Annotated in this window: 22 protein-coding genes; 11 read left to right on the top strand and 11 right to left on the bottom strand. The window is 58.6% G+C overall.

Translation table 11 applies throughout. The features are described from left to right. The first annotated feature begins 15 nt into the window (after positions 1-15). Entirely contained in the window at positions 16-792 is a 777-nt protein-coding gene (locus J0G10_RS15830; protein WP_220558868.1) for an SDR family NAD(P)-dependent oxidoreductase, read from the top strand. Positions 793-977: 185 nt separating this feature from the next. Here the strand turns inward: J0G10_RS15830 and J0G10_RS15825 are convergent, their stop codons facing one another. The 7 genes from J0G10_RS15825 to J0G10_RS15790 form a co-directional block, all read right to left on the bottom strand. Continuing rightward, positions 978-2036 carry an ArsO family NAD(P)H-dependent flavin-containing monooxygenase gene (locus tag J0G10_RS15825; RefSeq protein ID WP_220556177.1) on the bottom strand — a complete coding sequence of 353 codons (1059 nt, stop codon included), beginning with the start codon at positions 2034-2036 and terminating at the stop codon, positions 978-980. Positions 2037-2263: 227 nt separating this feature from the next. Further along, positions 2264-2779 (bottom strand): cupin domain-containing protein, encoded by a 516-nt coding sequence (locus J0G10_RS15820; protein ID WP_220556176.1) that lies wholly within the window; start codon positions 2777-2779, stop codon positions 2264-2266. Between the two features lie 122 nt (positions 2780-2901). Next, the gene (locus J0G10_RS29995) at positions 2902-3516 is read right to left on the bottom strand and encodes a hypothetical protein (RefSeq protein ID WP_245397980.1); all 615 of its coding nucleotides are present in this window, start codon (positions 3514-3516) and stop codon (positions 2902-2904) included. 14 nt (positions 3517-3530) lie between these two features. Then, positions 3531-4064: a DinB family protein gene (locus tag J0G10_RS15805; RefSeq protein WP_220556175.1), complete on the bottom strand. Its 534-nt coding sequence runs from the start codon at positions 4062-4064 to the stop codon at positions 3531-3533. 104 nt (positions 4065-4168) lie between these two features. Beyond that, on the bottom strand, positions 4169-4573 hold the full coding sequence (locus J0G10_RS15800) for an acyl-CoA thioesterase (protein ID WP_095048932.1): 405 nt from the start codon (positions 4571-4573) through the stop codon (positions 4169-4171). Between the two features lie 128 nt (positions 4574-4701). Further along, entirely contained in the window at positions 4702-5451 is a 750-nt protein-coding gene (locus J0G10_RS15795) for a hydroxypyruvate isomerase family protein (RefSeq protein WP_220556174.1), read from the bottom strand. Positions 5452-5544: 93 nt separating this feature from the next. After that, a complete protein-coding gene (locus tag J0G10_RS15790) occupies positions 5545-7110 on the bottom strand; it encodes a carbohydrate porin (RefSeq protein ID WP_220556173.1) in 1566 nt (521 codons plus the stop codon). 166 nt (positions 7111-7276) lie between these two features. On the opposite strand from J0G10_RS15790, the gene J0G10_RS15785 reads away from it, so the two are divergent. From J0G10_RS15785 to J0G10_RS15760, 6 genes are all read left to right on the top strand, one after another. Continuing rightward, complete coding sequence (locus J0G10_RS15785) at positions 7277-8551, top strand: ABC transporter substrate-binding protein (protein WP_220556172.1); 1275 nt, start codon at positions 7277-7279, stop codon at positions 8549-8551. A 21-nt stretch (positions 8552-8572) separates the two neighbouring features. After that, the gene (locus tag J0G10_RS15780) at positions 8573-9535 is read left to right on the top strand and encodes a carbohydrate ABC transporter permease (protein WP_095048929.1); all 963 of its coding nucleotides are present in this window, start codon (positions 8573-8575) and stop codon (positions 9533-9535) included. Continuing rightward, on the top strand, positions 9532-10374 hold the full coding sequence (locus tag J0G10_RS15775) for a carbohydrate ABC transporter permease (protein ID WP_220556171.1): 843 nt from the start codon (positions 9532-9534) through the stop codon (positions 10372-10374). Before J0G10_RS15780 ends, J0G10_RS15775 begins: the two co-directional genes overlap by 4 nt. 27 nt (positions 10375-10401) lie before the next feature. Further along, on the top strand, positions 10402-11547 hold the full coding sequence (locus J0G10_RS15770) for an ABC transporter ATP-binding protein (RefSeq protein WP_245397979.1): 1146 nt from the start codon (positions 10402-10404) through the stop codon (positions 11545-11547). Between the two features lie 29 nt (positions 11548-11576). Next, entirely contained in the window at positions 11577-13046 is a 1470-nt protein-coding gene (locus J0G10_RS15765; protein ID WP_425355392.1) for a glycoside hydrolase family 32 protein, read from the top strand. A 75-nt stretch (positions 13047-13121) separates the two neighbouring features. Further along, positions 13122-14114, top strand: a complete 993-nt coding sequence (locus J0G10_RS15760; RefSeq protein WP_220556168.1) for a LacI family DNA-binding transcriptional regulator — start codon at positions 13122-13124, stop codon at positions 14112-14114. A 47-nt stretch (positions 14115-14161) separates the two neighbouring features. Here J0G10_RS15760 and J0G10_RS15755 read toward each other — a convergent pair whose 3' ends face one another. The 4 genes from J0G10_RS15755 to J0G10_RS15740 all read right to left on the bottom strand — a co-directional run bounded on the left by J0G10_RS15755 (position 14162) and on the right by J0G10_RS15740 (position 19078). Continuing rightward, the gene (locus J0G10_RS15755; RefSeq protein WP_220556167.1) at positions 14162-16564 is read right to left on the bottom strand and encodes a TonB-dependent receptor; all 2403 of its coding nucleotides are present in this window, start codon (positions 16562-16564) and stop codon (positions 14162-14164) included. Between the two features lie 67 nt (positions 16565-16631). Next, a complete protein-coding gene (locus J0G10_RS15750) occupies positions 16632-17579 on the bottom strand; it encodes a FecR domain-containing protein (RefSeq protein ID WP_220556166.1) in 948 nt (315 codons plus the stop codon). Then, positions 17579-18088 carry a sigma-70 family RNA polymerase sigma factor gene (locus tag J0G10_RS15745; protein ID WP_220556165.1) on the bottom strand — a complete coding sequence of 170 codons (510 nt, stop codon included), beginning with the start codon at positions 18086-18088 and terminating at the stop codon, positions 17579-17581. Before J0G10_RS15745 ends, J0G10_RS15750 begins: the two co-directional genes overlap by 1 nt. A gap of 90 nt (positions 18089-18178) precedes the next feature. Continuing rightward, positions 18179-19078, bottom strand: a complete 900-nt coding sequence (locus J0G10_RS15740) for a helix-turn-helix domain-containing protein (RefSeq protein WP_220556164.1) — start codon at positions 19076-19078, stop codon at positions 18179-18181. Between the two features lie 162 nt (positions 19079-19240). Here J0G10_RS15740 and J0G10_RS15735 point away from each other — a divergent pair, with 162 nt between their 5' ends. The 4 genes from J0G10_RS15735 (at position 19241) to J0G10_RS15720 (ending at position 25055) form a co-directional block, all read left to right on the top strand. Next, positions 19241-20599, top strand: coding sequence for a glutamine synthetase family protein (locus tag J0G10_RS15735; RefSeq protein WP_095048920.1), 1359 nt, complete (start codon positions 19241-19243; stop codon positions 20597-20599). Between the two features lie 157 nt (positions 20600-20756). Further along, complete coding sequence (locus J0G10_RS15730; RefSeq protein ID WP_220556163.1) at positions 20757-21845, top strand: polyamine ABC transporter substrate-binding protein; 1089 nt, start codon at positions 20757-20759, stop codon at positions 21843-21845. Then, positions 21842-23143, top strand: coding sequence for an NAD(P)/FAD-dependent oxidoreductase (locus tag J0G10_RS15725; protein ID WP_220556162.1), 1302 nt, complete (start codon positions 21842-21844; stop codon positions 23141-23143). The genes J0G10_RS15730 and J0G10_RS15725 overlap by 4 nt, the downstream gene beginning before the upstream one ends. Positions 23144-23399: 256 nt before the next feature. Further along, complete coding sequence (locus J0G10_RS15720; protein WP_220556161.1) at positions 23400-25055, top strand: PqiB family protein; 1656 nt, start codon at positions 23400-23402, stop codon at positions 25053-25055. The last annotated feature ends 11 nt before the right edge of the window (positions 25056-25066 follow it).

The raw sequence follows: 25066 nt of genomic DNA, 5'->3' as shown, positions 1-25066 counted from the left end.
ACAGAGGCAACGATGATGAATTCAACCTGGGCAGATCAAGTGGCACTTGTGAGTGGCGCGGGCAGTGAGCTTGGAATCGGTATGGCCATTGCCCATCGTCTTGGGGCTCAAGGGGCCAAGTTGATCGTCACGGCAAGCAGCGCACGCATCAATGAGCGGGTTGCGGAGTTACGTGCCGCCGGCTTCGAAGCAGTGGGTCGACCGGTCGACTTGACTCAGGAAACTCAGGTGAGTGAATTCGTCGCTTGGGCTGAGGCCGTTTGGGGCCGCATCGATATTCTTGTAAATAATGCCGGTATGGCGATGCAAGGGAGTCCAGAACAGTTCTCCGAGTTCACGAGTACGAGCCTCGAAAGCTGGAATCTTTCCATCGCTAGAAATCTGACAACTGCGTTTCTGTTAACCCAAGGGGTGTTGCCTGGGATGCGAGCGAGAGGCTATGGCCGCATAGTGAACATCAGCTCAACTACCGGCACACGGGCGAGTAATCCAGGGGAGGCTGCTTACAGTGCTGCAAAGGCGGGAATGGTAGGAATGAACATGAGTCTAGCTCTTGAGGTGGCTCATCAAGGTATCACTGTGAATTCAGTTGCCCCTGGCTGGATAGCTACAGGGTCGAGCACGCCTGATGAAGTCAAAGCCGCACGTTCTACGCCTCTCGGGAGAGCGGGGCGACCAGACGAAGTGGCCGCAGCCGTTGTATTCCTGGCTTCACCTGAAGCGAGTTACATCACAGGGGAATTGCTCGTGGTGGATGGAGGCAATTGCCTTGTTGAGAACAAAGCGGGTTAAGACATTTTAATTCCTGAGAGGGACCTCAACGAGCTTGAGGGATTGCGCTTGCGTCACTCGCTTTCAGGGATATCGCCCGATCAGGTCGTGCGTCGACGCTCATTTTGCGTCTCCTGCACAGAAATGCTGATAAAGGACGTTGATTTTGATGTCAATCAGCGTTGCCTGAGCTGCGCTGCGCCGACTCACTGCTCCAGCAAAAACCGCTCAATTTCCTCGACGGTACTGCGCGCCGTTCGAGTCACGCCGATCAGTGTCGCGGAAGCGGCGCCAGTCCAGTCGCCATAACCCACCAACCACAAACGCGGTTCCTGAATCGAATGCGTACCTTTGACGGCCACGCGCCCGTCGGCGGAACACACGCCCAGTGATTCCAGATAGCCGAGGGCAGGGCGGAAGCCGGTGCACCAGATCACCGCGTCGACCGGCGTTTGCGAGCCATCAGCCCAAGTCACGCCGGTCTCGGTGAAGCGCAGGAACGGCCGAACCGCGTGCAACACGCCGCGCTCCCGTGCCTCAACGACTGGCGGCACCATCACGATATCGCCCAGGCCGCCAACCGGTTGTTCAATGACGATGCCGGCCAGCTGCGCTTTCCAGCGTTCGGTGGCGCGTTCGAAGAGCACGCGTCCATCAACGTCATCGGCAAGAAACTCTGGTGGCTGCGGAGTGACCCAAGTGGCATCGGCCACTTGCGAGACTTCAGCGAGGATCTGTGCACCGGAATTGCCACCACCTACCACCAGGACTTTTTTTCCGGCAAACGGTTTGGCGTTAACGTAGTGGGCCGAATGCAATTGCTGGCCGGTAAAGGTTTCGCTGCCGGGGTAATGCGGCAGGTAAGGATGGCGCCAGGTGCCGGTCGCGCTGACCACGGTGCGGGCCAGCCAACTGCGGCCCTGGGCTTTTACGTTGAGGTGATTACCCCGACGTTCAATAGCGTTGACCCAGTAGGGCCGTGCGACAGGAAACTGGTAGCGTTGCTCATACTGGCGCAGGTAATCGAGTACGTTGTCGCGACTGGGGTAACCGTCAGTGACCGGAGGCATCATCCAACCGGCGATGGAACTCCAGGTCGACGGTGAAAACAGTCGCAGGGAATCCCAGCCATGCCGCCAGGCGCCACCCGGTGCTGCTTCGGCATCAATAATCACAAAGGAACGCCCGGTACGGCGCAGGAAGTAAGCCACGGCGAGTGCAGACTGGCCACCGCCAATAATTGCAACATCCACGTCGGCAGGCATGGGGAATCCTTGGGTCAGCGAGGTTCAGGTTAAGTTAATCCATTTGAAGTGGACGTTTGTTGATGTTGCTCAATCGGCGGCGTTGTAATAGATATGATTTAACATAATATACATTACACGTAACAAGATGTTTCGAGATTAGCCACGTTGCCCGCAAGATTTCATTCTCCTGCAATGCTCCAAACCGGCTTTCCCTCCAGCCTGATAATCCTCTGAATCTGCATCGCTCAATCCTCATCCCGCGTCAGCTGTTCAATCAATGCTCGATGCTGTGGAAACGCTGTCGTGAGCTTCTGGCGATTCCCCATCTCCATGTCGGCAAAATCAAATCCTGGCGAAACCGCTTCACTGATCAATCCAAATCCGTTTTTGCCGTCCAGCAATCGTGATGCTTTCCAGATGCCACCCGGTACGTGCAATTGCAGATGCTGTCCTGCCAGAACATCGTTGCCCATGACGACTGTCTGCAATGAACCGTCCGCATGGATCAGGCTGTATTCGATCGCGTCGCCCAGATGGAAATAATGCAGGATGTCGGACTGGTTGAAATGAAACTGGCCCACCGGTGATTGTTCGGTCAGCAGATAGTAGATCGACGTCATCAGGTAACGCGGTCCTGCAGCGGTTTCAAGCCAGTCACGATGGTCCGCCTGATAGGTTCTGCGAAAATAGCCGCCTTCGAGATGAGGCTCGAGATTCAGCGCATTGATCACGTCTTGTGCGCTTGCTTTACCTTGAGTCATCGCCCGCTCCGTTGATTTTATGGTGGTTTCTTATAGCTCAACTAAACGACCATTTAGTGTAGTTAAGCGCATATCGAAGACGAATGACGAATTTTCCAGACAAATTTCGATCTTTCGCTGATTCACTCCTCACTCGGGTCATAACTGTTCACATTGGGCACTTGCATATGCAAACGCCCAAGCAAGTCGACCAACGTATCGACCTCAGCCGGGGTCAATCCGCTGAGCAGGCGCGCTTCTCGCTCGAGTGCAACTTTGAGTACACGGTCATGCAGTTCTTTACCGCTAGCCGTCAATCGCACGGTGTAACGCCGCGCGTCCTTGGGATCCAGCTGACTGGTGATCCGCCCCGCTGCTTCCAGCGTCTGCAATGAACGACTGACCGCCGGAAGCAGCACGTCGGCGACGTAATCAGAGGCCACCAGAGTGATATGCCGGTCGCAGTTCGCCGGGTCAAAACTCAGCGGAGCGTCGACGATCTCCCAGGTCAGTGCCAACGCTGCACGCACCTTTGGCAGCAACTCCAGACCCAGCGCTGTGGGTTCCAGGCGGCGCCCCACTTGTACCAGTAACGGGTCGTTGAAGTGTTCACGCAAGCGGCCCAGTGCCGAACTGGCAGCTGACTGCCCCAGGCACACAAACGTAGTTGCGATAGGTACTGATTCGCCCTTTAGAAGAAGGTCGAACTGACCGAACGCTACATCAAACACTGCTTGGGATGAGCGATTGTAGAGCACGATGCCTTGCCCCGTTATGTAAGCGGAATGAGGGCGACCAGATCCGTATCACCTATGTCGACACCCGCTTGTGAAAGCAACGTTGTCACTTGTCCGCGGTGGTGCGTCTGATGGTTGAAAAAATGCATGACCAAGCCATAAAAGCTCCTGTCAGCAGGTATTCCTTTGATGCTTGTGTAATTGAGGGTGTGATCCAGGTCCGGCTCTGCAATGGAGCGAGACCACTCTACAATTTGCTGATCAATCCACACTCGATGTGCCGAAAGATCTCGGATATTCGAGAAAAGCAACTGGTCGAGGCTTTTGGGGGCAGGAAGCTGCTGAATCGGTGCCAGTGCCAAGTAGTTAGCAGGGTGCTTGGCGAATCGATTTAGCCAGACAGTGTCGCCGGCCACCACGTGGTTCAACGTCCCGAGAATTGAACCAAAGAATGCTTTCCTATCCACTAAGAGCTCTTCATCTGACAGGCTTCTGGCTGCCTCATAAATCTTTGCGTTCATCCATTCGTTATAGTTGGCCATCAGGCAAATATGACTGGTTCGGTTCATCGTGCTCGTCCTCGTCCTTTCAATGAATCGCTTTGCAATCGATCCACGCTTATCTTGCATCCCAGTCCAGTGTTGCGCTTTGTTGTGAGGAACCATCTGATCGTCTATGAAAGAAGCGCTCGCAACGGAGCTGGAATGGGTACAACTTCTTTACTTTCCGGTGAGACACAAACGTGTGTGACATTCGCGGTAAATGCCAGCACGCCTTCGCCTATAAAACCCTCAACCAAAAAAGTAAAAGAGTGCTCGCCCAACCTGGCCACGCTGACTTTAATAGTCAATTCGTCATCCCACGTCACCGGAGACAGCAACTCGATCGACATCGCACGCACCGGCGGCAATATATTAAAACTCATCACCGCCCTAAGCCCCGGCCCCCCTACCCATCTGTCGAGTGCTATACCAATGGCCTCTACAGCAAAATATGAGAATCGCGGGGTGTAAACCACCCCTGCCGGATCACAATCTCCGAACAAGATAGTTCTGCTTACAAAAACCGCATCAGGCATTTACTCCCCCCTACTCGCCAACGTCAGGCCGATATCGATGAGTTCTTCTCGCTCGGCCATCAAGGGCTTCTGCCTTTGATGGCGGCGATTGTCCCCACATCAGCGACTCAAAGATTTTCGCCTGGAACCTAAGCACTCAGTTGCTTGAACCAGTCAAGGCTCTCAACGGTAGTTCCAGAAGGACGGTATTCACATCCGATCCATCCTGCGTAGCCGCGCTGCTCCAGCGCCTCGAACAAGGCAGCAAAGTCGATACTCCCCGTTGCCGGCTCGTGACGACCCGGGCAATCGGCAATTTGCACATGCACGGTTCTGTCATAGAACCGCGCCAGCACATCGGCTGCATCTCCGGTCAAAAGCTGGGCATGGTAAAGATCAAGAATCAGCCCGACACTCGGGAAGGTCTCCAGTACCTGTTGCGCCTTGCTGAAGTCGGACATGTAATAGCCCGGCATCGCCTCTGCGCTGATCACTTCGATCAGCGGCCGCAGCCCCTGGTCTTCCAAGTACTTCACCGCATATTCCAGGTTGCCCGCGTAGGTTCGCTCAGCGTCATTCTGCGTGGTAACGCCCGACATGATGTGGACATCCGCACACGCCAAGGTCTTTGCGTAGCGGGCGGCCTGGAGCAACCCGTCACGAAATTCCTCTCCCCTGCCCTGTAACGCGGCGATGCCTTTGGTAACGCCAGCCGGGGCGGCGAACTGAATCAACGGCAAACCGTATTGGGCTAGATGGTCGGCAAGCAGACTTGCGTCGAATTCATACGGTGACGGGAACTCAACTGCCCGGAAACCGGCGGCTGCCGCGGCTTCGATGCGCTGCAGAAAAGGCAATTCATTGAATTGGAAGCCGAGATGAGCATTGAACTTGAGCATTGGGTAATCATCCATCCTGGGAAGAAACGACATCATTAGCCTGGAGCATCCTTTGCCGCTCCAGCACTGCACTATCGCAAGTGCGTTCAACAATTAAAACCAGGTTTCCATCTGGATGCCGTATTGCCACACCCCTCCCGCCTGGAAGTCGGACATGCCAAAGGAGTCGTTAGTACTGAACCTGTCCAGATCCGAAGACCAGTTCATGTAGCTGGCGAACACTCGCAACTCCGGACGCGTGAGTAGATCGCCGACGTCGAGTTTGAATGTCGGGGCGACCGTGAATTTCCAGAAGTTACCATCGACCGCATTACGTTGTAGATAGCCCTTGGGGTCGAGGTTCATGGTTTGCCAGCTCATTTCGTAGGCCATTTCGAAGTTGCTGTTGATTTTGTTGGCCAAGCGCACGTTGAGGGTCAGCCAGCGGTAGTCGTCACCTTTAACGTATCTATCCTTGCTCTGTTCAGCCAGCAAGCTGGGCCCGATGCGCCAGTCAGAGGTCAGCGGCGTCTCACCGTAAAGCGCCAGACGCAGCGCGCGGGCGTCGTCGATCAGTTCACCATCCGAGCCAACGTTCTTGACCTCTGCCCCCAGGCCTTGCCCATAGAGCAGCGCCGTTTTGAAGAAGCCTTCCCTGCCGAAAAAGGTTTTCTGGTGATTGGCCAGCATGCTGTGCAAACCGCTATCCGCAGGCGTCAAACCGGCCTTGTTGGTGTGGGTGCCGAAATCGTTTTTCTTGGCGCCGATGGCGTTGTACATCCACTGCCACTGGCCATCCTCGAAGAACTGGTTGGAGGTCAGGACGTAGCTTTCCACATCGGCATTGATACCGCCCTGACTGAAATCCCCGTAGCTACGCCCAATCAACGAGTAATTCGAGCGCCAATGCTTGTTCATCTGCACATCGTAAATTCCACCGCCGGTGCCGGCCAGGTAAACGACGTCGGAGTCCAGCCAGTGGATATCGAAATTATCTCTATCGAAGCGCTTGCCCGCCCACAGCGTAGCGTTCTCGAATACTGAATTGCCTTTGAACGCGGCGACATGGTCGAGCGTGGCGAATACCTGGCGTACGTTGAGGTTGCTTTCGTCGGCCGTCCAGTCATTGGAGCTTTCCACGCCGTCGGCGATGGAGACCGTGAACTTGGAACGGGTACCGTTTTGCGCATAGACCTCTTTCGACAGGTCGATACGCATGTAGGTGTCGTCCTCGTTACCGAGTCGCCCGACTGCCCCGCCCACCGAACCGGCCGGCGTTGTATAAGGGCCGCCACGCCCGCCACCCAGCCCCTCGTCAACCAGCAATCCGGAGCGCGCATAGCCGTTGAAGCTGAACCCATCGGTGAGGTTCCCAGTACTGCCCTCCTTTTCCAGGCTTTGCTGACGGGCTTCGAGTTTTGCCAGTCGGGTGTCCAGAGCAGGTGCCGAAATGGCTGTTGCGTTAGAGGCGACGGGTTGCAAGGGCGGCGTCGCGCGTTTGACCTGCTGCAATTCCTGGGCAAGTGCCTGGGTCTGCTGTTCGGCCGTGGCTGCACGCTTTTCCGCTGCGCTGGCACGCGCTTCAAGTGCGGCCATGCGCTCTTCCAGTGTCGCGCCCTGAGAAGCCGCCGCCGATGTGCCGAGCACGCCGACCAGTAGCCAGCTTGATCCTTTCTGCATGTTGATTCCCTGTTTTGTTTTTATTTTTTGGTTGCCGCAGTTGCCTTTTTTGCGTGAGTCGCGAGTTGTCACAAACGACAAAAAAAGGATGCCTCCTCGCAAATACGCTGCTACATTTGGCGATGTTAACGTTAACTTTTCTAAAAACAAAAATAAAGGACGCTCGATGAAACACCTGAAATCGCTCCTGCCCGTTGCATTGATCACCCTGTCTGCCGCACTGCCATCCGTGTCGAACGCAACCGATCTGACGATCTCTTGCGGTGCGGTGGGTGCGGAGTTGCAGCTGTGCAAAGAGGCCGTCGAGACATGGTCGAAACAGACCGGCAACAACGTCGAGGTGGTCTCCACGCCTAACTCGGCGACCGAGAGGTTGTCGTTCTACCAGCAGATCCTCAGTGCGCAGTCCACCGACATCGACATCATTCAAATCGACATGGTGTGGCCGGGGATGCTGGCCAAACACCTGCTGGATCTGCGGGAGGCGCTTCCCGCCAACGCGACCCAAGGCTACTTCCAGGCCCAGGTCGATAACGCCACGGTCAACGGCCGGCTGGTGACGATGCCGTGGTTCACCGACTCGGGGCTGCTGTATTACCGCAAGGACTTGCTTGAAAAATACAACAAACAGGTTCCTCAAACGTGGGAGGAAATGACCGCTACCGCCAGGGATGTGCAACAGGCTGAACGCAACGCCGGGAACGCCAATGCCTGGGGTTATATCTTTCAGGGACGTGCCTACGAGGGCCTGACGTGCAATGCGCTGGAGTGGATCAGTAGCCAACCGCAAGGCGGCCTGATCAATCAACGCGGCGACATCGTGGTCAACAGTCAGGCCTCGAGAGCGGCGTTGACCCTGGCGAAAAGCTGGGTCGGAGACATCTCTCCGCGTGGCGTGCTCAATTACACCGAGGAAGAAGGACGTGGTGTATTCCAGTCGGGCAATGCGCTATTCATGCGTAACTGGCCTTATGTCTGGGCCCTGGTGCAAAGCCAGGACAGTGCCGTAAAAGACAAGGTCGGCGTCGCTCCCCTGCCCCGCGGCGGCGAAACCGGCGAGCATGCCTCCACCCTCGGTGGCTGGGGCCTGGCGGTATCGCGTTACAGCGCGCATCCCAAACTTGCCGCTGAGCTGGTGAGCTACCTGAGTAGTGCCCAAGAGCAAAAACGTCGAGCGCTGAAAGGCGGCTATAACCCGGTAATCGAGTCGCTGTATCAAGATCCCGAGTTGCTCGCGGCCATGCCTTATTACGCTCAGCTGCACAGCATTCTCAACGCTGGGGTCATGCGCCCCGCCGCCATCACCGCCGATCGTTATCCACGGGTCTCCAATGCGTTCTTCGACCGGGTGCATGGCGTGCTGGCGGGCGAGTTGCCCGTGGATCAGGCACTGGCCGAACTGGAAAGCGAACTTACGCGCATCAAACGCCGGAACTGGTAAGCCACAAGGAAGGAAATCACCATGTCTGTCTCTACAACCCATGCCCCCTTTGACGAGCTGCTGCTCACGAGGGAAACGCCTGTACAACGTCGCCGGGTGCGCGCTGCCTGGCTGTTTCTGACGCCAATGCTGGTCTGCCTGGCCCTGGTCGCCGCCTGGCCGCTGCTGCGCACATTCTGGTTCAGTCTGACCGACGCCAGCCTGGCGGACACCGGTGGCGCAACCTTCATAGGCTTGAGCAATTATCTGTTGTTCAGCGGTTCCGGCTGGTCGGGCATCCTCGTCGATCCACAGTGGTGGAATGCAGTGCGCAACACGTTGTATTTCACGGTGGTCTCGGTGGGACTGGAGGTCGTGCTGGGGTTGTTGGTGGCGTTGCTGCTGAACATCAAATTCACCGGCCGTTCTCTGGTGCGGGCGTTGATTCTGATTCCGTGGGCGATTCCGACGATTGTCTCGGCGAAGATCTGGTCATGGATGCTCAACGACCAGTTCGGCATCATCAATCACCTGATGCTCAGCCTCGGCCTGATTGATGCTCCCCTGGCCTGGACGGCAGATGCCGACCTGTCGATGTGGGCGGTGATCATCGTTGATGTCTGGAAGACCGTGCCTTTCGTCACGCTGCTGATGCTGGCGGCCTTGCAGATGTTGCCGAGCGATTGCTACGAAGCGGCCAGGGTCGATGGCATTCATCCGCTGAAGGTGTTCTGGCGCGTCACCCTGCCACTGTTGATGCCTGCACTGCTGGTGGCGGCGATCTTTCGCATCCTTGATTCGCTGCGGGTATTCGACGTCATCTATGTGCTGACCTCGAACTCCTCGAGCACCATGAGCATGTCGGTGTATGCCCGTCAGCACCTGGTGGAGTTCCAGGATGTCGGTTACGGCAGCGCGGCGTCGACGCTGTTGTTTCTCGTGGTCGCGGTGATCGCCATGCTTTACCTCTACCTCGGACGCCGTCAACTGGAGGTCCGCGCATGAGCCCGTGCCTGCTGAAAAAAGCGCTGTTGCGCCTCGGATTCTGGTGCCTGATCGGGGTTTTGCTGCTGTATGCGGTTTTCCCGTTCTACTACGCCATCGTGACGTCGCTGAAGCCCTCCAGCGCCTTGTTCGAGGTGAGCTACTGGATCGAAAATCCTGACTTCTCCAATTACGCTGCGGTCCTCCACCAGGCCTCGTTCCTGCGAGCAATCGGTAATTCGCTGGTGGTTGCGCTGTGCGTGGTCACATTGGCGCTGTTCCTCAGCCTGACCGCTGCCTATGCCTTGGGCCGGGTGAAATTCCGTGGGCGTGGCACGGTGTTGATGATGGTGCTTGGCGTGTCGATGTTTCCCCAGGTCGCGGTGCTGTCGGGACTGTTCGAAGTGATCCGCGCCTTGGGCCTGTACAACACGTCGTGGGCGTTGATCCTGAGTTACACGATTTTCACCCTGCCCTTCACCGTCTGGGTGCTGACCACGTTCATGGGACAACTGCCCCATGAACTGGAGGAAGCGGCAATCATGGATGGTGCGTCGCCCTGGGTGACGCTGACCCGCGTGCTGTTGCCGCTGCTCTGGCCCGCCCTGGTCACCACGGGCTTGTTGGCCTTCATCGCCGCGTGGAACGAGTTTCTGTTTGCCCTGACGTTCACCCTCACCGACAGCCAACGCACGGTGCCGGTGGCCATTGCCTTGATTTCCGGCGGCAGCCCCCATGAGTTGCCTTGGGGCTTGTTGATGGCCGCCTCGGTGTTGGTCACCGTCCCACTGGTGATTCTGGTGCTGATCTTCCAGCGCCGAATCGTTTCCGGTCTCACTGCCGGCGCGTTAAAGGGTTGATGCCCAATAAAGACAAGGAACCGCATCGTGATGAAATTGAAACTGGACAACGTGAACAAACAATTGGGCGGCGCGCGGATTCTTCGCGACATCAACCTGGAGATCGCTGCGGGTGAATTCGTGGTATTCGTCGGCCCTTCGGGCTGCGGAAAGTCGACGCTGCTGCGGCTGATCGCCGGACTGGATTCGATCTGTGCCGGCGACCTGCTGATCGACGGGCGCCGGGTCAACGACCTGGAGCCGCGCGAGCGTGGCGTCGGCATGGTGTTTCAGTCCTATGCGCTGTACCCACACATGAGCGTCTACGACAACATCAGTTTTGGCCTCAAACTGGCCAAGACTGAAAAGAGCAGCCTGCGCGAGCGCGTACTGAAAACTGCGCAAATCCTGCAATTGGACAAACTGCTGCAACGCAAGCCAAAAGAGTTGTCTGGAGGGCAGCGTCAGCGTGTAGCAATGGGCAGAGCCATGGCGCGGGAACCGGACATTTTGTTGTTCGATGAGCCGCTCTCCAACCTGGATGCTTCCTTGCGGGTGCAGATGCGCAACGAAATCGCCCGGCTGCATGCGCGACTGCGCTCAACCATGATCTACGTCACCCACGATCAGGTCGAAGCGATGACCCTGGCCGACAAAATTGTCGTGCTCAATGGCGGTCACGTCGAGCAGGTCGGCTCACCGCGCGAACTCTACGAGCGCCCTGCCAGCCGCTTTGTCGCCGGTTTTCTCGGTTCGCCGAGAATGAATTTCCTGCCGGCCCGCCTGCATGCGCCGGGCGAAACCAGCCTGGTCGATGCAACTGTTTTGGGGATGACCACCCTGCCCTTCGACAGCTCGGACCTGGCGGCAGAAGCCTCGCTGAGCCTGGGCGTTCGTCCGGAACACCTGTCGCTCAAAGCGGCGCAGGGCACGGCAGGCGTCGTCGTGACCGGGGTCGAATACCTGGGCAGTGAAACCTATGTGCACCTGGATACCGGGCAGGACGAGCCACTTATCTGTCGTTGTGAAGTCAACGCCGGATGGCAGGCGGGCGATCGGGTCGAACTGCAGCTGGACATCAACAAGATCCATCTGTTCGGCAGCGACGGCACGGCATTGAAGCGCCACCCGCACGCCATTGAATCCGCGCAGGATGACCTCTCTTTGCGCTCAGTCCGAGCAGGCGCCCTATGACCTTGTCTTTGAATACTCCGAGCGATCCCATGTCTTCGACCCTTGACCTTGCGCAGCGCGCCCTGGCTGACAGCCAGTCTCGCGTCATCGAGGATTATCGACCCGGTTATCATATTGCCCCGCCGGCAGGCTGGATGAACGACCCGAACGGGGTCGTGTACTTCCGTGGCGAATATCACGTTTTCTATCAGCATCACCCCTTCGACGCGAAATGGGGGCCGATGTATTGGGGCCACGCCAAGAGTGCCGATCTGGTGCATTGGCAACACCTGCCCATTGCGCTGGCACCCGGCGATGACTGCGACCGCGACGGCTGTTTTTCCGGGAGCGCCGTGGTCTGTGGCGATACCCTGGCCCTGATCTACACCGGGCACACCTGGCTGGGCGAAGTGGGTGACGAACGCTTGATCCGTCAAGTGCAGTGCCTGGCAACCAGTACCGATGGCATCCGCTTCGTCAAACACGGGGCCGTCATCGACAGCGCGCCGCAAGACGCCATCATGCACTTTCGTGACCCCAAGGTCTGGCAGGCGGATGGCTATTGGTACCTGATTGCCGGCGCACGTTTGGGCGATCTGCCGCTGCTCCCGCTGTACCGGTCCACGGATCTGCGCGTCTGGGAATTCCTCGACTATGTGTCCGCCGGCAGCGAAGGCGATGGCTATATGTGGGAATGCCCGGACCTGTTTCGACTGAATGGACGCGATGTGCTGCTGTACTCTCCGCAAGGCATGCAAGCCGACGGTTACGATCGGCTCAACAAATACCAGACCGGTTATCGAGTGGGCCAGCTCGATAACCAGTGGCACTTCACGGGCGGGCCTTTTATTGAGCTGGATAACGGCCACGATTTCTATGCGGCGCAGACGCTGTTGGCCGCCGATGGTCGGCGCCTCGTATGGGCGTGGCTGGACATGTGGGAAAGCCCGATGCCCAGCCAGGCCCATCACTGGTGCGGCATGCTCGGATTGCCCCGCGAACTTGAGCTGCGCGCCGATCGCCTTTGCGTGTATCCGGCACGCGAGCTCAGCGCGCTGCGAATGGCGCAATTGCCGGGTACGCCGTGGTGGGGAGATTCGGGAACTCGCTGGGTACCGCAAGTAAACGGCGACATGCTCGAAATCCATGTGCATCTGGATCTGCTCGGCTGCACTGACGGCCACTTGGGAGTCGCTTTGCGTTGCAGCGACGATGGCCGTGAAGAAACCCTGCTCTATTACGATGCATCACTGCAGCGTCTGGTGCTTGATCGCAGCCGCTCGGGTGCGCAAGTCACAGGCCAGCGCAGCGTGGCGATAGACCCGACACAAGAGCGCTTGGAACTGCGCGTGTTTCTTGATCGCTCATCCATCGAGGTATTCGACGAAAACGGCCGCTTCAGCCTCAGCAGTCGCCTCTATCCGCGTTCCGACAGTCTGGGCGTGAAGCTGGTGGCAAGCGGGAGTGGCGGACGCGTCTCGATTGCCAAGGCATGGCCGCTCGGTTCTGCATGGTCATGAGCGGCGTCATTCGGGTCGCGAGAAGCCCGGGCCCTGTGTCATGATTCTGCGTCAACCTGACCGGCCGCACCTCGCATGACTTCAGTGAAAGACGTTGCACAACTGGCCGGCGTGTCCCTGATGACGGTGTCTCGAGCGCTCAATACTCCGGAAAAACTGAGCCCCGAAACCCTTCTACGGGTGCGTCGTGCCATTGATGAACTGCAATTCGTACCCAGCCTGTCAGCGCGCAAGATGCGCGGTGACAACCTGCAGTCGCGAACCATCGGTGTGTTCGCGCTGGACACTGCGACCACACCTTTCGCGGTCGAGCTGCTGCTGTCCATTGAGCAAACTGCGCAGCAAGCCGGCTGGAATGTCTTTATCCTCAACCTGCTAAGCAACCCGCCCACCGACCAGAACATCGACCTGATGCTGTCGCACCGTCCGGATGGCTTGATCTTCAGCGCCATGGGGTTTCGCCAGGTCAGCATTCCCGAGCGCTTGAAGAGCAAGCCTTTAGTGCTTGCCAATTGTCTGGCAGATGACAGCAGCCTCGTCAGCTATGTACCCGACGACGAAATGGGCCAGTATCGCGCCGTACACCACGCGTTGAGCCTCGGCTACCAGCGTCCGCTGTGTATCAATCTGCCGAAACAAAGTCTGGCATGGGGGCTGCGACAAAAAGGCCTGCAGCGTGCCTGTCAGGCATTCGGACTGGCGCCTGACACGCTCCTGCAATACGACCTTTCCGATCATGATGCCTATGGTGAAACAGCCGCTATCCTCGACCGGCATGTCATTGATGGTCGTCCCCAATTCGATATTCTGATCTGTGGCAACGACCGCATTGCCCTCTGTGCCTATCAACTGTTGTTGGGGCGCGGCCTGAAAATTCCCGACGATGTCGCCGTCCTCGGCTACGACAACATGATCGGCATTGCCGAGTTGTTCATCCCTCCGCTGACCACCGTGCAACTGCCGTACTACGAAATTGGGCGCCAGGCTGCACGGCATCTGATCGAGACCCTGGAGCTTTCGGGCACTCAGCGAGTTGACTGTCCATTGGTGGTCAGGACATCACTGTAAGAGTGGGTCAGCTCGCTGATAGCACGCTTTTGATTTTCCGAGTGGAATCAGAAATCCACTGTCGCTGAAAGCAGATAAGTTCTCGGTGTCGACAACGTCAACCCCGGTTCACTGTCATCCGAAGCGCCTGCTGAACTCCAGTAGCTTTTATCCAGAACGTTCTCGACATTGGCGCGCAGGGTGATGGTTTTTTCATCGACTTTGAAGGCGTACCGCGTACCCACGTCGAAGCGCTCCCAAGCGTCGATCTCCTTCTCGTTCGACTGATCCAGATACTGCGAACTGGAATAGATGCCACGGGTTGTCAGCGTCAGCCCCTGCACAGTCGGCACGTCCCACTCTGCGCCCAGATTGACGTTGTATTTCGGCGTCGCCGGCGCACGGTTGCCGTCGAACGTGCCGTTGGTGGTGTGGGTCAGCTCGCTGTCGATGTACATCACGCCGCCGAGCAACCGGACGCCTTTGAGCGGTTCGCCAAACATGCTCAGCTCCACGCCGTTGTTCTGTCGTTTGCCGTTCGGGCCGAAGACCCGGGTCGTGGCGTTGGTTTCATAGGCGGGTTGCTTGATCCTGAATACTGCTGCCGTTAACGCATACGAACCGGCGTCGTACTTGGCTCCGATCTCGACCTGACGACTGATAAACGGCGGGAAGATTTCGTCTTCGTTCACTGACGTTGACGGCGCAATCTTGCCTTGGCTCAGGCCTTCCATGTAGTTGGCGTAGAGCGACAGCTTGTCAGTCGCCTTGAACAGTATGCCGCCCGAGGGCGAAACCTTTTCCTCGTCGTAAGCCGTGTCGCCTTTGACGTCATCGCTCCAGTCATCGACTTTCACTCGTTGCCAGCGCGCACCGAGGGTTAACAGAAGCCGATCATCAAAGAAGCCCAAGGTGTCGGACAACGCCACGCCGCTGAAGCGGTTTTCGGTGTACACCTTGGCGTCGTAGCGCGTCGGCGTACCGGGTTTGGCGGTTTCCACCGGGTCATACAGATTGCTGCGCCCGGCCGCATAACGCGCGCCGCCATTCTCGAAATCCATATAAAAGTAGCTGGCCACCAGATTGACCTCATGGCTCACCGGCCCGGTATGGAACCAGTTGCGCACGCCGGCCGTTGCGGTACGGACATTCTCGTCGCGGGTGAAATCACGCGGTTGAACGCTGAAATCACCGGCATCGTTGGTGACGGAAACGGCGTGGCGCAAGAAGTCATGATTACTTTTGCGCGCGCCGACGCCGCCGTACAGCATCACCGAATCATTGACGTCGAACTCAGCGTTGAGCGTGCCGAAGGTGTCCTCGGTTTTCGCCTGAGTCCACGGTTGCGCGTAGTTGCGATGCACCTTGTTCGCGCTCGGAACCTTGGCATTGACCGCGACCTGCACGCGCTCCTGCGGCGCGTCGGTGTCGCGTTCGGTGTGACCGATATCGGTCGAAAGTCGCAAGCGCTCACCGCGAAAATCCAGGCCGAGCACGGCCATGTCGCGGTCGACACTTTGATCATCCCACTCGGTATCACCGGACTGTTTGACGCCGTTGAAGCGCAGGCCGAACTGATTGTCCTCACCGAACCGCCGGCCGACATCCACCGCGCCACCGACCTGATTGTTCGATGCATAGTTGGCCGTCAGCGAGGTGATCGGTTTGTCGGTGGCACGCTTGGGCACCACATTGATGCCTCCGCCCACGCTACCCCGTGGCGAGATGCCGTTAATGAGTTGGCTCGGGCCTTTCAGAATGTCGACGCGATCGGCCATTTCCATGTCGATCGTGTAAGTCGGCAGCACCCCATAGAGGCCGTTATAGGCGACGTCGCTGTTGAACAAACTGAAACCACGGATGGTGAACTGCTCGTAACGTCCACCGGCCGGATTGGTCGCGCGCACCGATGGATCGCTGGAAATCAGATCGCCCAAGGTGCGCGCCTGCTGATTCTTCACCGCCTCGCTGGTGTAGGTGGTCATGCTGAACGGGGTTTCCATGAAGTCTTTCGACCCCAGCAAACCCTGCGAGCCACGCCGCGCGACTTGGCCGCCGGCAAACACATCGGCATCGCTGGAACCGGTGGCACCGAGAATCGACGTCGGCGCCAGTTGCAGGCTGCTGCCCTCGGCGGCTGGAATCAGTGTATAGGCCTGCTCACCCAGCGGTTGCAGTTGCAGACCGGAACCCAGCAACAAGCGAGCGAACCCCTCCTCCACAGCGAATTCACCGGACAAGCCGTTGCTGTTGCGGCCACTCACCAGTGCCGGATCGACCGACAGATTGACCCCGGCCAACCCGGCAAAGCGGGTCAGTGCGGCGCTCAAACTACCGGCCGGCACCTGGTAACTGCGCCGAGCGGCGTCTTCGGCCCAACTGGACTGGATCAACACAGGGCTGGCACTCAGGCTCAGCAGGAGGCTCAACTGCAACAACGGACGCAAACGACTTGGGAATACTGCGGGCATTGGAAGAAGCTCTCGATTTTGTTCACTTACCTGCAATGACCGGTGAGGCGAAAAAAAGGGACAGGCTTCAGACGAAATTTTTTCGCGGCGCCAGCGTTACCCAGAAACGCGTGCGCGAATGGACCTCCAACGGCAGGCTCGCCGCCAGCAGCGTCAGCACTTTATCGGTGTCGTCGAGGCGGAAACTGCCGGTGACACGCAGACGTTCAAGTGCCGGCTCCCAGCGCAGAAGCCCCGAGCGATAACGGCTCAACTCGCGAAGAAAGTCCCCCAACGGCTGGTTTTGCGCCATCAACACACCGTCACGCCAGCCCGGCATTTTGGCGTCGAACAGCGCGACCGACCCGGCGCCGGAAGCCTGCAGATTGACCTGTTGCCCGGCGTTCAACTGCAGCGCCGGCCCGTGCAACGGCTGCAATTGCACCGAACCGCTGACCACCGACACGGTGCAATCACGCTGGTTGAGGCGCACGCAGACTTCGCTGCGGCTGACAATGATCCGACCGTACGGCGCGTTGACCGTCAACGCCGTGCTACCCGGAACGTTGAGCGCCATTTCGCCGCGCACCAACGTCAACTGACGGCTGGCCAGATCGACGTTCACCGCACTGGCGGTGTTCAGTTGCAAGGTGCTGCCGTCGGCCAGCCGTGTTCGCGTGTGTTCGCCGGTGGAAGTCTGCAAATCCGCGCGCCAGACGTCGAGCGGCAACTGGCGACTGATCAACCACGCCGTCGGCACCAGCGCCGCCAGACCCAGCGCCCTTTTCAGAGCTGCACGCCGCGCCAGATCCGGGCGATCGAGTGTGGCCATGGCCAATTCTGCTGGCAGACTGGAAAAGCGCTGGCGCAGTAATTGAATCTTCTGCCAGGTGTTTTCATGGCGGCTATCGCTGTCGCGCCAGTGCTTGAGTCGCACGTGATCGGCTTCACTGGCCTCGCCGGATTCGAGCAATGCCAACCACTGTGCGGCGGCACGGGCAACTTCGCGCGATTCGGTGCTGGGCGCAACACGCATCATAGATCCAACATCAAGCAATGTTCGTAAGCCATTGCCATGTAACGTTTTATACTGCGTTCAGAAACCTGCAGCCGTTCGGCAATTTCACGGTAAGCGAGGCCTTCGAGCTGACTCAGGAGAAAGGCCCGACGCACCGCTCGCGGCAAACCATCGAGCAGCTCATCCAGCGCTTGCAGGGTTTCCAGCAGCAGCCAACGTTGCTCGGGCGACGGCACGCATTCCTCGGGCAACTGCGCGAGTGCTTCGAGATAGGCCTTTTCCAGGCTGCGGCGGGTGTAGAAATTGCTCAGCAGGCGTTTGCCCACGGTCAGCAGATACGCGCGCGGCTCGCGCATATCTACAATCGGCTGAGCGCTGCACAGCACGCGCAAGAAGGTATCCTGGCTCAGGTCCGCCGCATCCCACGCGTTGCCCATGCGCCGCCGCAGCCAGGTTTCCAGCCAGCCTCGATGGTCGCGATACAGTTCGTGCAGGTGCTGCGGCGATGGCGTCGCTGCTTCAGTCATCTCAAGAGTCCTGCGCGAAGTCAGTTTCAAATGAGAGTGATTCTATTTAACTTGAGCGCCGACACAAAGCCTTTTTAACCGCGACAGCTTTCATGAGCGCTTCAAGGTCTCGCTCGGCAACTCCTTGAACAACGCCCGGTAACTGCTGGAAAACCTTCCCAAATGCCAGAACGACCAGTGCATCGCCACCTCCGCCACGGTGGTTTCCGTGGGTCGGCGCTTGAGCAATTCACGGTGTGCGCTGTTCAACCGGCGCAGGCGCAGCCAGTGACTCGGGGTCATCCCGGTGTAGGCCTTGAACGCCTGCTGCAATTGCCGCAACGGCACCCCGGCCACTTGCGAAAGCTCCAGCAGATTGACCGTGTCTTCCGGCGAATCGGCCGCCCACTCCCCTACCCGTTTCATGATCATCCGCTCTTCAGTACGCCGCTGTAATCCGCCGCGATCAAGACTGGTGTGAGCGTTGTCGAGAATGAACAGGCAGTCTTCGAGCAGTTGCTTTGTCAGCGCATCTTTATCAAGCAGATCAACAGCTTGCGACATCTTCGTGAGAGTCGAGCTTAACCAGCGACTGAACAAGGCGTTCTGCCCGCAGTTGAGTTGGGTCATGAACAACCCTTCGAGTTTCGCCACATTCAGACCGTGCTGGCGGACAAACTCCGGACCGAACACCACGGCGATTTCCTGGTAGTTCTCCGGGGTGATCCAGATGTTGCGGCTCTCTTCATTGAGCAGATACAGCGCGTTGTCACTGCGATCGAAACAGAACGCCAAAGCACCCGACGGCGCGCTGAAGTTCTGCTCGACGCGGGTGTTCATCTGCTCTTCGTAGACCTCGACACCCTGCAGATCCAGATAGCGGATCTGCCCGGCGAAATGGCCCGGCGACATCTGTTGGTAATGCTGGACCCAGCCCGGTGTGGCGCGGACTTGTTCGGCCACATCGGCGGTGTTGAACGCTTGAACCTGGAGCGAATTGCACGTTGTCATGGGGTGACCTTGCGCACTCTTTTGGTGCGCTTTGGTGCTGCTTAAAGTGGATAGATGGAACTGCAAGGCTCGCCCAAGATAGTCGTCAACGCGCCACAGGGGAAGGGGCGGAAGATGAAACCCGCCCTCCCCGGCGTCTATAAAACCAATAACGAGGTCTTTATGAATGCCCCTTTCGATCAGCTGTTCACGTGGCTGAAAGATCACAAGATTACCGAAGTCGAATGTGTGGTCAGCGACCTGACCGGCATTGCCCGCGGCAAGATCGCACCGACCAACAAGTTCCTGCATGAGCGAGGCATGCGCCTGCCGGAAAGTGTCCTGCTGCAAACGGTAACCGGGGATTTTGTCGACGACGACATCTACTACGACCTGCTCGATCCTGCCGATATCGACATGGTCTGCAAGCCCGTGGCTGACGCGGTCTACGTGATTCCGTGGGCGATCGAGCCGACCGCCATCGTCATCCACGACACCTTCGACAAGTTCGGCAACCCGATCGAACTGTCGCCGCGCAACGTGTTGAAGAAAGTCTTGCAGCTGTACACCGACAAAGGCTGGAAGCCGATTGTGGCGCCGGAAATGGAGTTCTACCTGACCCAACGCTGCGAAGACCCGGATCTGCCGCTGAAGGCACCGCTGGGCCGCTCGGGCCGTGCTGAAAGCGGTCGGCAGTCGTTCTCCATCGATGCCGCCAACGAATTCGATCCGTTGTTCGAAGACGTCTACGACTGGTGCGAACTGCAAGGCCTGGACCTCGACACGCTGATCCACGAAGACGGCCCGGCGCAGATGGAAATCAACTTCCGTCACGGCGACGCCCTCGATCTGGCGGACCAGATCACTGTGTTCAAGCGCACCATGCGTGAGGCCGCACTCAAGCACAACGTTGCGGCGACATTCATGGCCAAGCCGATCGGCGACGAGCCGGGCAGCGCCATGCACATTCACCAGAGCGTGGTGGACATCGCCACGGGCAAACCGATCTTTGCTAACGCTGACGGGCAGATGAGCGAACTGTTCCTGCATTACATCGGTGGTTTGCAGAAGTACATCCCGAAAGTGCTGCCGATGTTCGCCCCAAACGTCAACTCGTTCCGCCGCTTCCTGCCGGACACCTCGGCGCCGGTCAACGTCGAATGGGGCGAAGAAAACCGCACCGTCGGCCTGCGTGTGCCAACGTCCAGCCCGGAAGCCATGCGTGTGGAAAACCGTCTGCCGGGCGCCGATGCCAACCCGTACCTGGCAATCGCCGCGAGCCTGCTCTGCGGTTATATCGGCATGGTCGAAGCCATCGCGCCGAGCGCTGCGGTACAAGGCCGCGCTTACGAACGTCGCAATCTGCGCCTGCCGATCACCATCGAAGAAGCGCTGACGCAAATGGAAGAGTGCGAAGCCGTTGCGCAATACCTCGGCGACAAGTTTGTCCGTGGCTATGTCGCGGTAAAGCGTGCCGAGCATGAAAACTTCAAACGCGTGATCAGTTCGTGGGAGCGTGAGTTCCTGATGCTGAGCGTCTGAGCAAAGCCAAAAGATCCCCTGTGTCGATCGTTCCCACGCTCTGCGTGGGAATGCAGCCCGGGACGCTCCGCGTCCCATCCAAAGCCGAACGCGGAGCGTCCGTTGAGGCATTCCCACGCAGAGCGTGGGAACGATCATTCGAAAAAGAGGTGTCGAAATGCGTCTGTTGAAATCCGTACTCCCGGTCGCCCTGAGCGTGCTGTTCAGCGCGGTAGCCCATGCCCAACCCCAGGTCAGCGTCTACAACTGGACCGACTACATCGGCGAAACCACCCTCGCCGATTTCCAGAGCCAAAGCGGGATCAAGGTGATCTACGACGTTTTCGACTCCAACGAAACCCTCGAAGGCAAACTGCTCGCCGGTCGCACCGGGTATGACGTGGTCGTGCCGTCCAACCACTTCCTCGCGCGTCAGGTGAAGGCAGGCGCCTTCCTCAAACTTGACCGTGCGCAACTGCCGAACTTCAAGAACCTCGACCCGAAACTGCTCGAACTGCTGGAGAAAAACGACCCGGGCAACGAGCACTCGGTGCCGTACCTGTGGGGCACTAACGGCATCGGCTACAACGTCGACAAGGTCAAGCAAGTGCTGGGCGTCGACCACATCGATTCCTGGGCCGTGCTGTTCGAGCCTGAGAACCTGAAGAAACTCAGCCAGTGCGGGGTGTCGATGATGGACTCCGCCGACGAAGTCTTCCCGGCGGTACTCAATTACATGGGCATGGACCCGCGCAGCGAAAACCCGGAAGACTATAAAAAGGCTGAAGCGAAACTGCTGAGCATCCGTCCATACATCACCTATTTCCATTCTTCGAAATACGTGTCGGATCTGGCCAACGGCGATATTTGCGTAGCCTTCGGTTACTCCGGCGACGTGTTCCAGGCCGCCAACCGTGCCAAGGAAGCCAAGAACGGCGTGAACATCGCTTACGCCATTCCGAAGGAAGGCGCCAATCTCTGGTTTGATCTGTTGGCCATCCCCGCCGATGCGAGCAACACCAAAGAAGCGCACGCTTTCATCAATTACCTGCTCGATCCGCAAGTGATCGCCAAAGTCAGCGCTTCGGTCGGTTACGCCAACCCGAACCCGGCCGCCAAGCAATACATGGATCCGGAGCTGGTCAACAATCCTGAGGTCTATCCGCCTCAAGAAGTTCTCGACAAGCTCTACATCTCTACCACCCCGCCCCAGGCGATCATGCGTCTGATGACCCGGTCCTGGAGCAAAGTGAAGTCGAACAAATGAATCAGTACACCCAAGAACACGCTCGCTCTTACTACGCCGCTTCGGCCCGGGCGAGCACACCTTATCCGCTGCTGGACGGTGACTTGACTGCCGATGTCTGCGTGATCGGCGGCGGATTCACCGGGGTCAACACGGCCATCGAACTGGCGCAACGCGGGTTGTCGGTGGTGTTGATCGAAGCCCGGCGCATCGGCTGGGGCGCCAGTGGGCGCAATGGCGGCCAGTTGATTCGCGGGATCGGTCATGAGGTCACGGGGTTCGCCAAGTATGTCGGTCAGGAAGGCGTGCGTTACTTGCAGCGCGCCGGCATCGATTCGGTCGAACTGGTGCGTCAGCGCATCGGCGACAACGGCATCGAATGTGATCTGCGCTGGGGCTTCTGCGATCTGGCCAACACCCCGGCGCAGTTCGCTGCCTTCAAGGATGAATTGGTCGACCTCGCCGAACTCGGCTATGCCCATGAAACCCGCCTGATCGGCCCCGAGCAGGTGCGCCAGCAGGTGGTCAACTCCGACATCTATGCCGGTGGCCTGGTCGACATGGGGTCCGGTCATCTGCATCCGCTGGATTTGGTGCAAGGCGAAGCGCGACTTGCAGCATCGTTGGGCGTAAGGATTTTCGAGCAGAGTGAAGTGCTGGAAATCATCCACGGCTCGACCGTGCAGGTGCGTTGCGCAAACGGCTCAGTGCGTGCCGGCAGTCTGGTGCTCGGCTGCAATGCGCATCTGGACGACCTCGAACAGCAACTCAGTGGCAAGGTGCTGCCGGCCGGCAGTTACATCATCGCCACCGAACCGTTGTCCGAGGCGCGCGCCGCGCAACTGATCCCGCACAATCTGGCGGTGTGCGACCAGAAAGTCGGCCTCGATTACTACCGGCTCTCGGCGGACCGACGCTTGCTGTTCGGCGGTGCCTGCCACTATTCCGGGCGTGATCCGGCGGACATCGCCGCTTACATGCGCCCGAAGATGCTCAAGGTCTTCCCGCAACTGGCCGACGTGCGCATCGATTACCAGTGGGGCGGCAAGATTGGCATCACCGCCAACCGCTTTCCACAGGTCGGCCGGCTCAAGCAGCACCCGAACGTGTTCTATGCGCAGGGCTATTCCGGCCATGGCCTGAACGTCACGCACTGGTGCGCGAAACTGCTCGGCGAGGCGATTCATGCCGGTCACAGCCAAGGCATGGATGTGTTCAGCGGCGTGCCGCACATGACCTTCCCGGGCGGTCCGGCCTTGCGTTCGCCACTGCTGGCACTGGGGATGTTCTGGTATCGCCTGCGGGAAATGCTCGGCTGACAGCACAAACCGCGCTGACACGATCTGATCGTTCCCGGCTTTGATCGTTCCCACGCTCCGCGTGGGAATGCCTCAAGGGACGCTCTGCGTCCAGTGACGCGGAGCGTCACGGGCTGCATTCCCACGCAGAGCGTGGGAACGATCAGGTCGCGGCAGGTGAGCTATTCACATTTGCTCTATCGCCAAGCACTTCTATATTGATGAGGTGCTTTGGCGTTCCTGACGCTCAGTGCCCAATCAATCGAGGAGGACATGGATGAAGTCGTCAGCCACCGACGAGCCGCGAGCACCCGGCCAAGCCCCAGTCAAAACCCGCCGTTTCAGCATTTCACTCGTCTGGATCGTGCCGATTGTGGCGGTGCTGGTGGGCATCTCGCTGGTGGTGCACAACGTGATGCAGGAAGGGCCGACGATCATCGTCAACTTCAAGACCGGCAGCGGCCTGACGGCCAACAAGACCGAGGTCAAATACCGCAACGTGGTCATCGGTCAGGTGACGGATGTCGAGTTGAGTAACGACCAGAAAAGTGTCGACGCCACCATTAAACTGTCAAAACAGGCGGAAACCTTCACGCGCGAAGACTCACAGTTCTGGGTGGTGCGCCCGCGCATTGGCGCCGGCGGCGTTTCGGGCATCGACACCCTGCTTTCCGGTGACTACATCGGCGCCGACGTCGGCCAGTCCGATGGCCGCGCAAAGAACTTCAAGGGTCTGGAAAACCCGCCGCCGATCACCTACGGCGAACCCGGCAAGCGCTTCATGCTGCATGCGCCGGACCTCGGTTCACTGGATATCGGTTCACCGGTTTATTACCGCAAGATTCCGGTCGGCCAGGTCGTCACCTACGCCCTCAACCCCGAAGGCAAAGGGGTGGATATCGAGGTGTTCATTCACGCGCCGAACGACGCGTTCGTCACTGAAAACACCCGTTTCTGGAATGCCAGCGGCATCGACATCAATGTCGGTGCCAACGGCTTTGCCGTGAAGACCGAATCGCTGTCGACCATGCTGGTGGGCGGGATTGCGTTCCGTGCTCCGGATTACAGTCCCAACGATGTGGCCGCCGCAGACGACAAAGATTTCGAACTGTTCGCCGACCAGCAGAGCGCCCTCGCCCCACCGAATGGCAAGGCGCAATACATGGTGCTGCGTTTCGAACAGTCACTGCGCGGGCTCAAGGTCGATGCGCCGGTCGAGTTCCTCGGTATGGAAATCGGCCGGGTCGTGGGCATCAACCTGGATTTCGATGCGAAAAAACGCACCTTCCCGCTTAACGTCGGTATCGTCATTTACCCGCAGCGTCTCGGTCAGGCCTACAAAAAGATGCTCACCGAATTCAAGCACGACCCCAACGACGAAGCCGCTGGCATCCGCTTGCTGGGCACCTTCGTCGATAATGGCCTGCGTGCCCAGGCGCGCAGTGGCAACCTGCTGACCGGCCAGTTGTACGTCGCGTTGGACTTCTTCCCGAAAGCGGAGAAAGTCGCGTTCGACCCGAGCGCTCGCCCGGTCGTTCTACCGACCGTGCCCGGCAGCCTCGAACAGTTGCAGGAAAAACTCGAAGCGGTGGTCGACAAGCTCAACAAGTTGCCAGTGGATCGCATCGCCAACAACCTCGACAGCAATCTGATCGAGCTGCGCAAAGGTCTGACTCAGTTCAACGCCAAGACCCTGCCGGGCGTGCAGAGCACGCTCGCCGACGTCAGCAAGACCTTGCAGTCCGCCAGTTCAACCCTGGCCGAAGATTCGCCACAACGCGAGAAACTCACGGAAACCCTCGACGAACTCGGGCGCATGTCGCGTTCGCTGCGTGAGCTGTCGGATTACCTCGGTCGTCATCCGGAATCGCTGATTCGTGGTCGCCCCGATAACGCAGCACCTATCGATCTGAAAGGACCGCCACGCAATTGAGCACAGGAGCT

The sequence above is a fragment of the Pseudomonas germanica genome (assembly GCF_019614655.1).
GTDB lineage: Bacteria > Pseudomonadota > Gammaproteobacteria > Pseudomonadales > Pseudomonadaceae > Aquipseudomonas > Aquipseudomonas neuropathica.
The sequence above is the reverse complement of the archived record's forward strand: the minus strand, read 5'-3'. Positions and strand labels throughout refer to the sequence as shown.

Coding starts and splice junctions, on each gene's coding strand:
- J0G10_RS15830 (WP_220558868.1), top strand. CDS start 16: ATGAATTCAACCTGGGCAGATCAAGTGGCACTTGTGAGTGGCGCGGGC.
- J0G10_RS15825 (WP_220556177.1), bottom strand. CDS start 2,036: ATGCCTGCCGACGTGGATGTTGCAATTATTGGCGGTGGCCAGTCTGCA.
- J0G10_RS15820 (WP_220556176.1), bottom strand. CDS start 2,779: ATGACTCAAGGTAAAGCAAGCGCACAAGACGTGATCAATGCGCTGAAT.
- J0G10_RS15805 (WP_220556175.1), bottom strand. CDS start 4,064: ATGAACCGAACCAGTCATATTTGCCTGATGGCCAACTATAACGAATGG.
- J0G10_RS15800 (WP_095048932.1), bottom strand. CDS start 4,573: ATGCCTGATGCGGTTTTTGTAAGCAGAACTATCTTGTTCGGAGATTGT.
- J0G10_RS15795 (WP_220556174.1), bottom strand. CDS start 5,451: ATGCTCAAGTTCAATGCTCATCTCGGCTTCCAATTCAATGAATTGCCT.
- J0G10_RS15790 (WP_220556173.1), bottom strand. CDS start 7,110: ATGCAGAAAGGATCAAGCTGGCTACTGGTCGGCGTGCTCGGCACATCG.
- J0G10_RS15785 (WP_220556172.1), top strand. CDS start 7,277: ATGAAACACCTGAAATCGCTCCTGCCCGTTGCATTGATCACCCTGTCT.
- J0G10_RS15780 (WP_095048929.1), top strand. CDS start 8,573: ATGTCTGTCTCTACAACCCATGCCCCCTTTGACGAGCTGCTGCTCACG.
- J0G10_RS15775 (WP_220556171.1), top strand. CDS start 9,532: ATGAGCCCGTGCCTGCTGAAAAAAGCGCTGTTGCGCCTCGGATTCTGG.
- J0G10_RS15765 (WP_425355392.1), top strand. CDS start 11,577: ATGTCTTCGACCCTTGACCTTGCGCAGCGCGCCCTGGCTGACAGCCAG.
- J0G10_RS15760 (WP_220556168.1), top strand. CDS start 13,122: ATGACTTCAGTGAAAGACGTTGCACAACTGGCCGGCGTGTCCCTGATG.
- J0G10_RS15755 (WP_220556167.1), bottom strand. CDS start 16,564: ATGCCCGCAGTATTCCCAAGTCGTTTGCGTCCGTTGTTGCAGTTGAGC.
- J0G10_RS15750 (WP_220556166.1), bottom strand. CDS start 17,579: ATGCGTGTTGCGCCCAGCACCGAATCGCGCGAAGTTGCCCGTGCCGCC.
- J0G10_RS15745 (WP_220556165.1), bottom strand. CDS start 18,088: ATGACTGAAGCAGCGACGCCATCGCCGCAGCACCTGCACGAACTGTAT.
- J0G10_RS15740 (WP_220556164.1), bottom strand. CDS start 19,078: ATGACAACGTGCAATTCGCTCCAGGTTCAAGCGTTCAACACCGCCGAT.
- J0G10_RS15735 (WP_095048920.1), top strand. CDS start 19,241: ATGAATGCCCCTTTCGATCAGCTGTTCACGTGGCTGAAAGATCACAAG.
- J0G10_RS15730 (WP_220556163.1), top strand. CDS start 20,757: ATGCGTCTGTTGAAATCCGTACTCCCGGTCGCCCTGAGCGTGCTGTTC.
- J0G10_RS15725 (WP_220556162.1), top strand. CDS start 21,842: ATGAATCAGTACACCCAAGAACACGCTCGCTCTTACTACGCCGCTTCG.
- J0G10_RS15720 (WP_220556161.1), top strand. CDS start 23,400: ATGAAGTCGTCAGCCACCGACGAGCCGCGAGCACCCGGCCAAGCCCCA.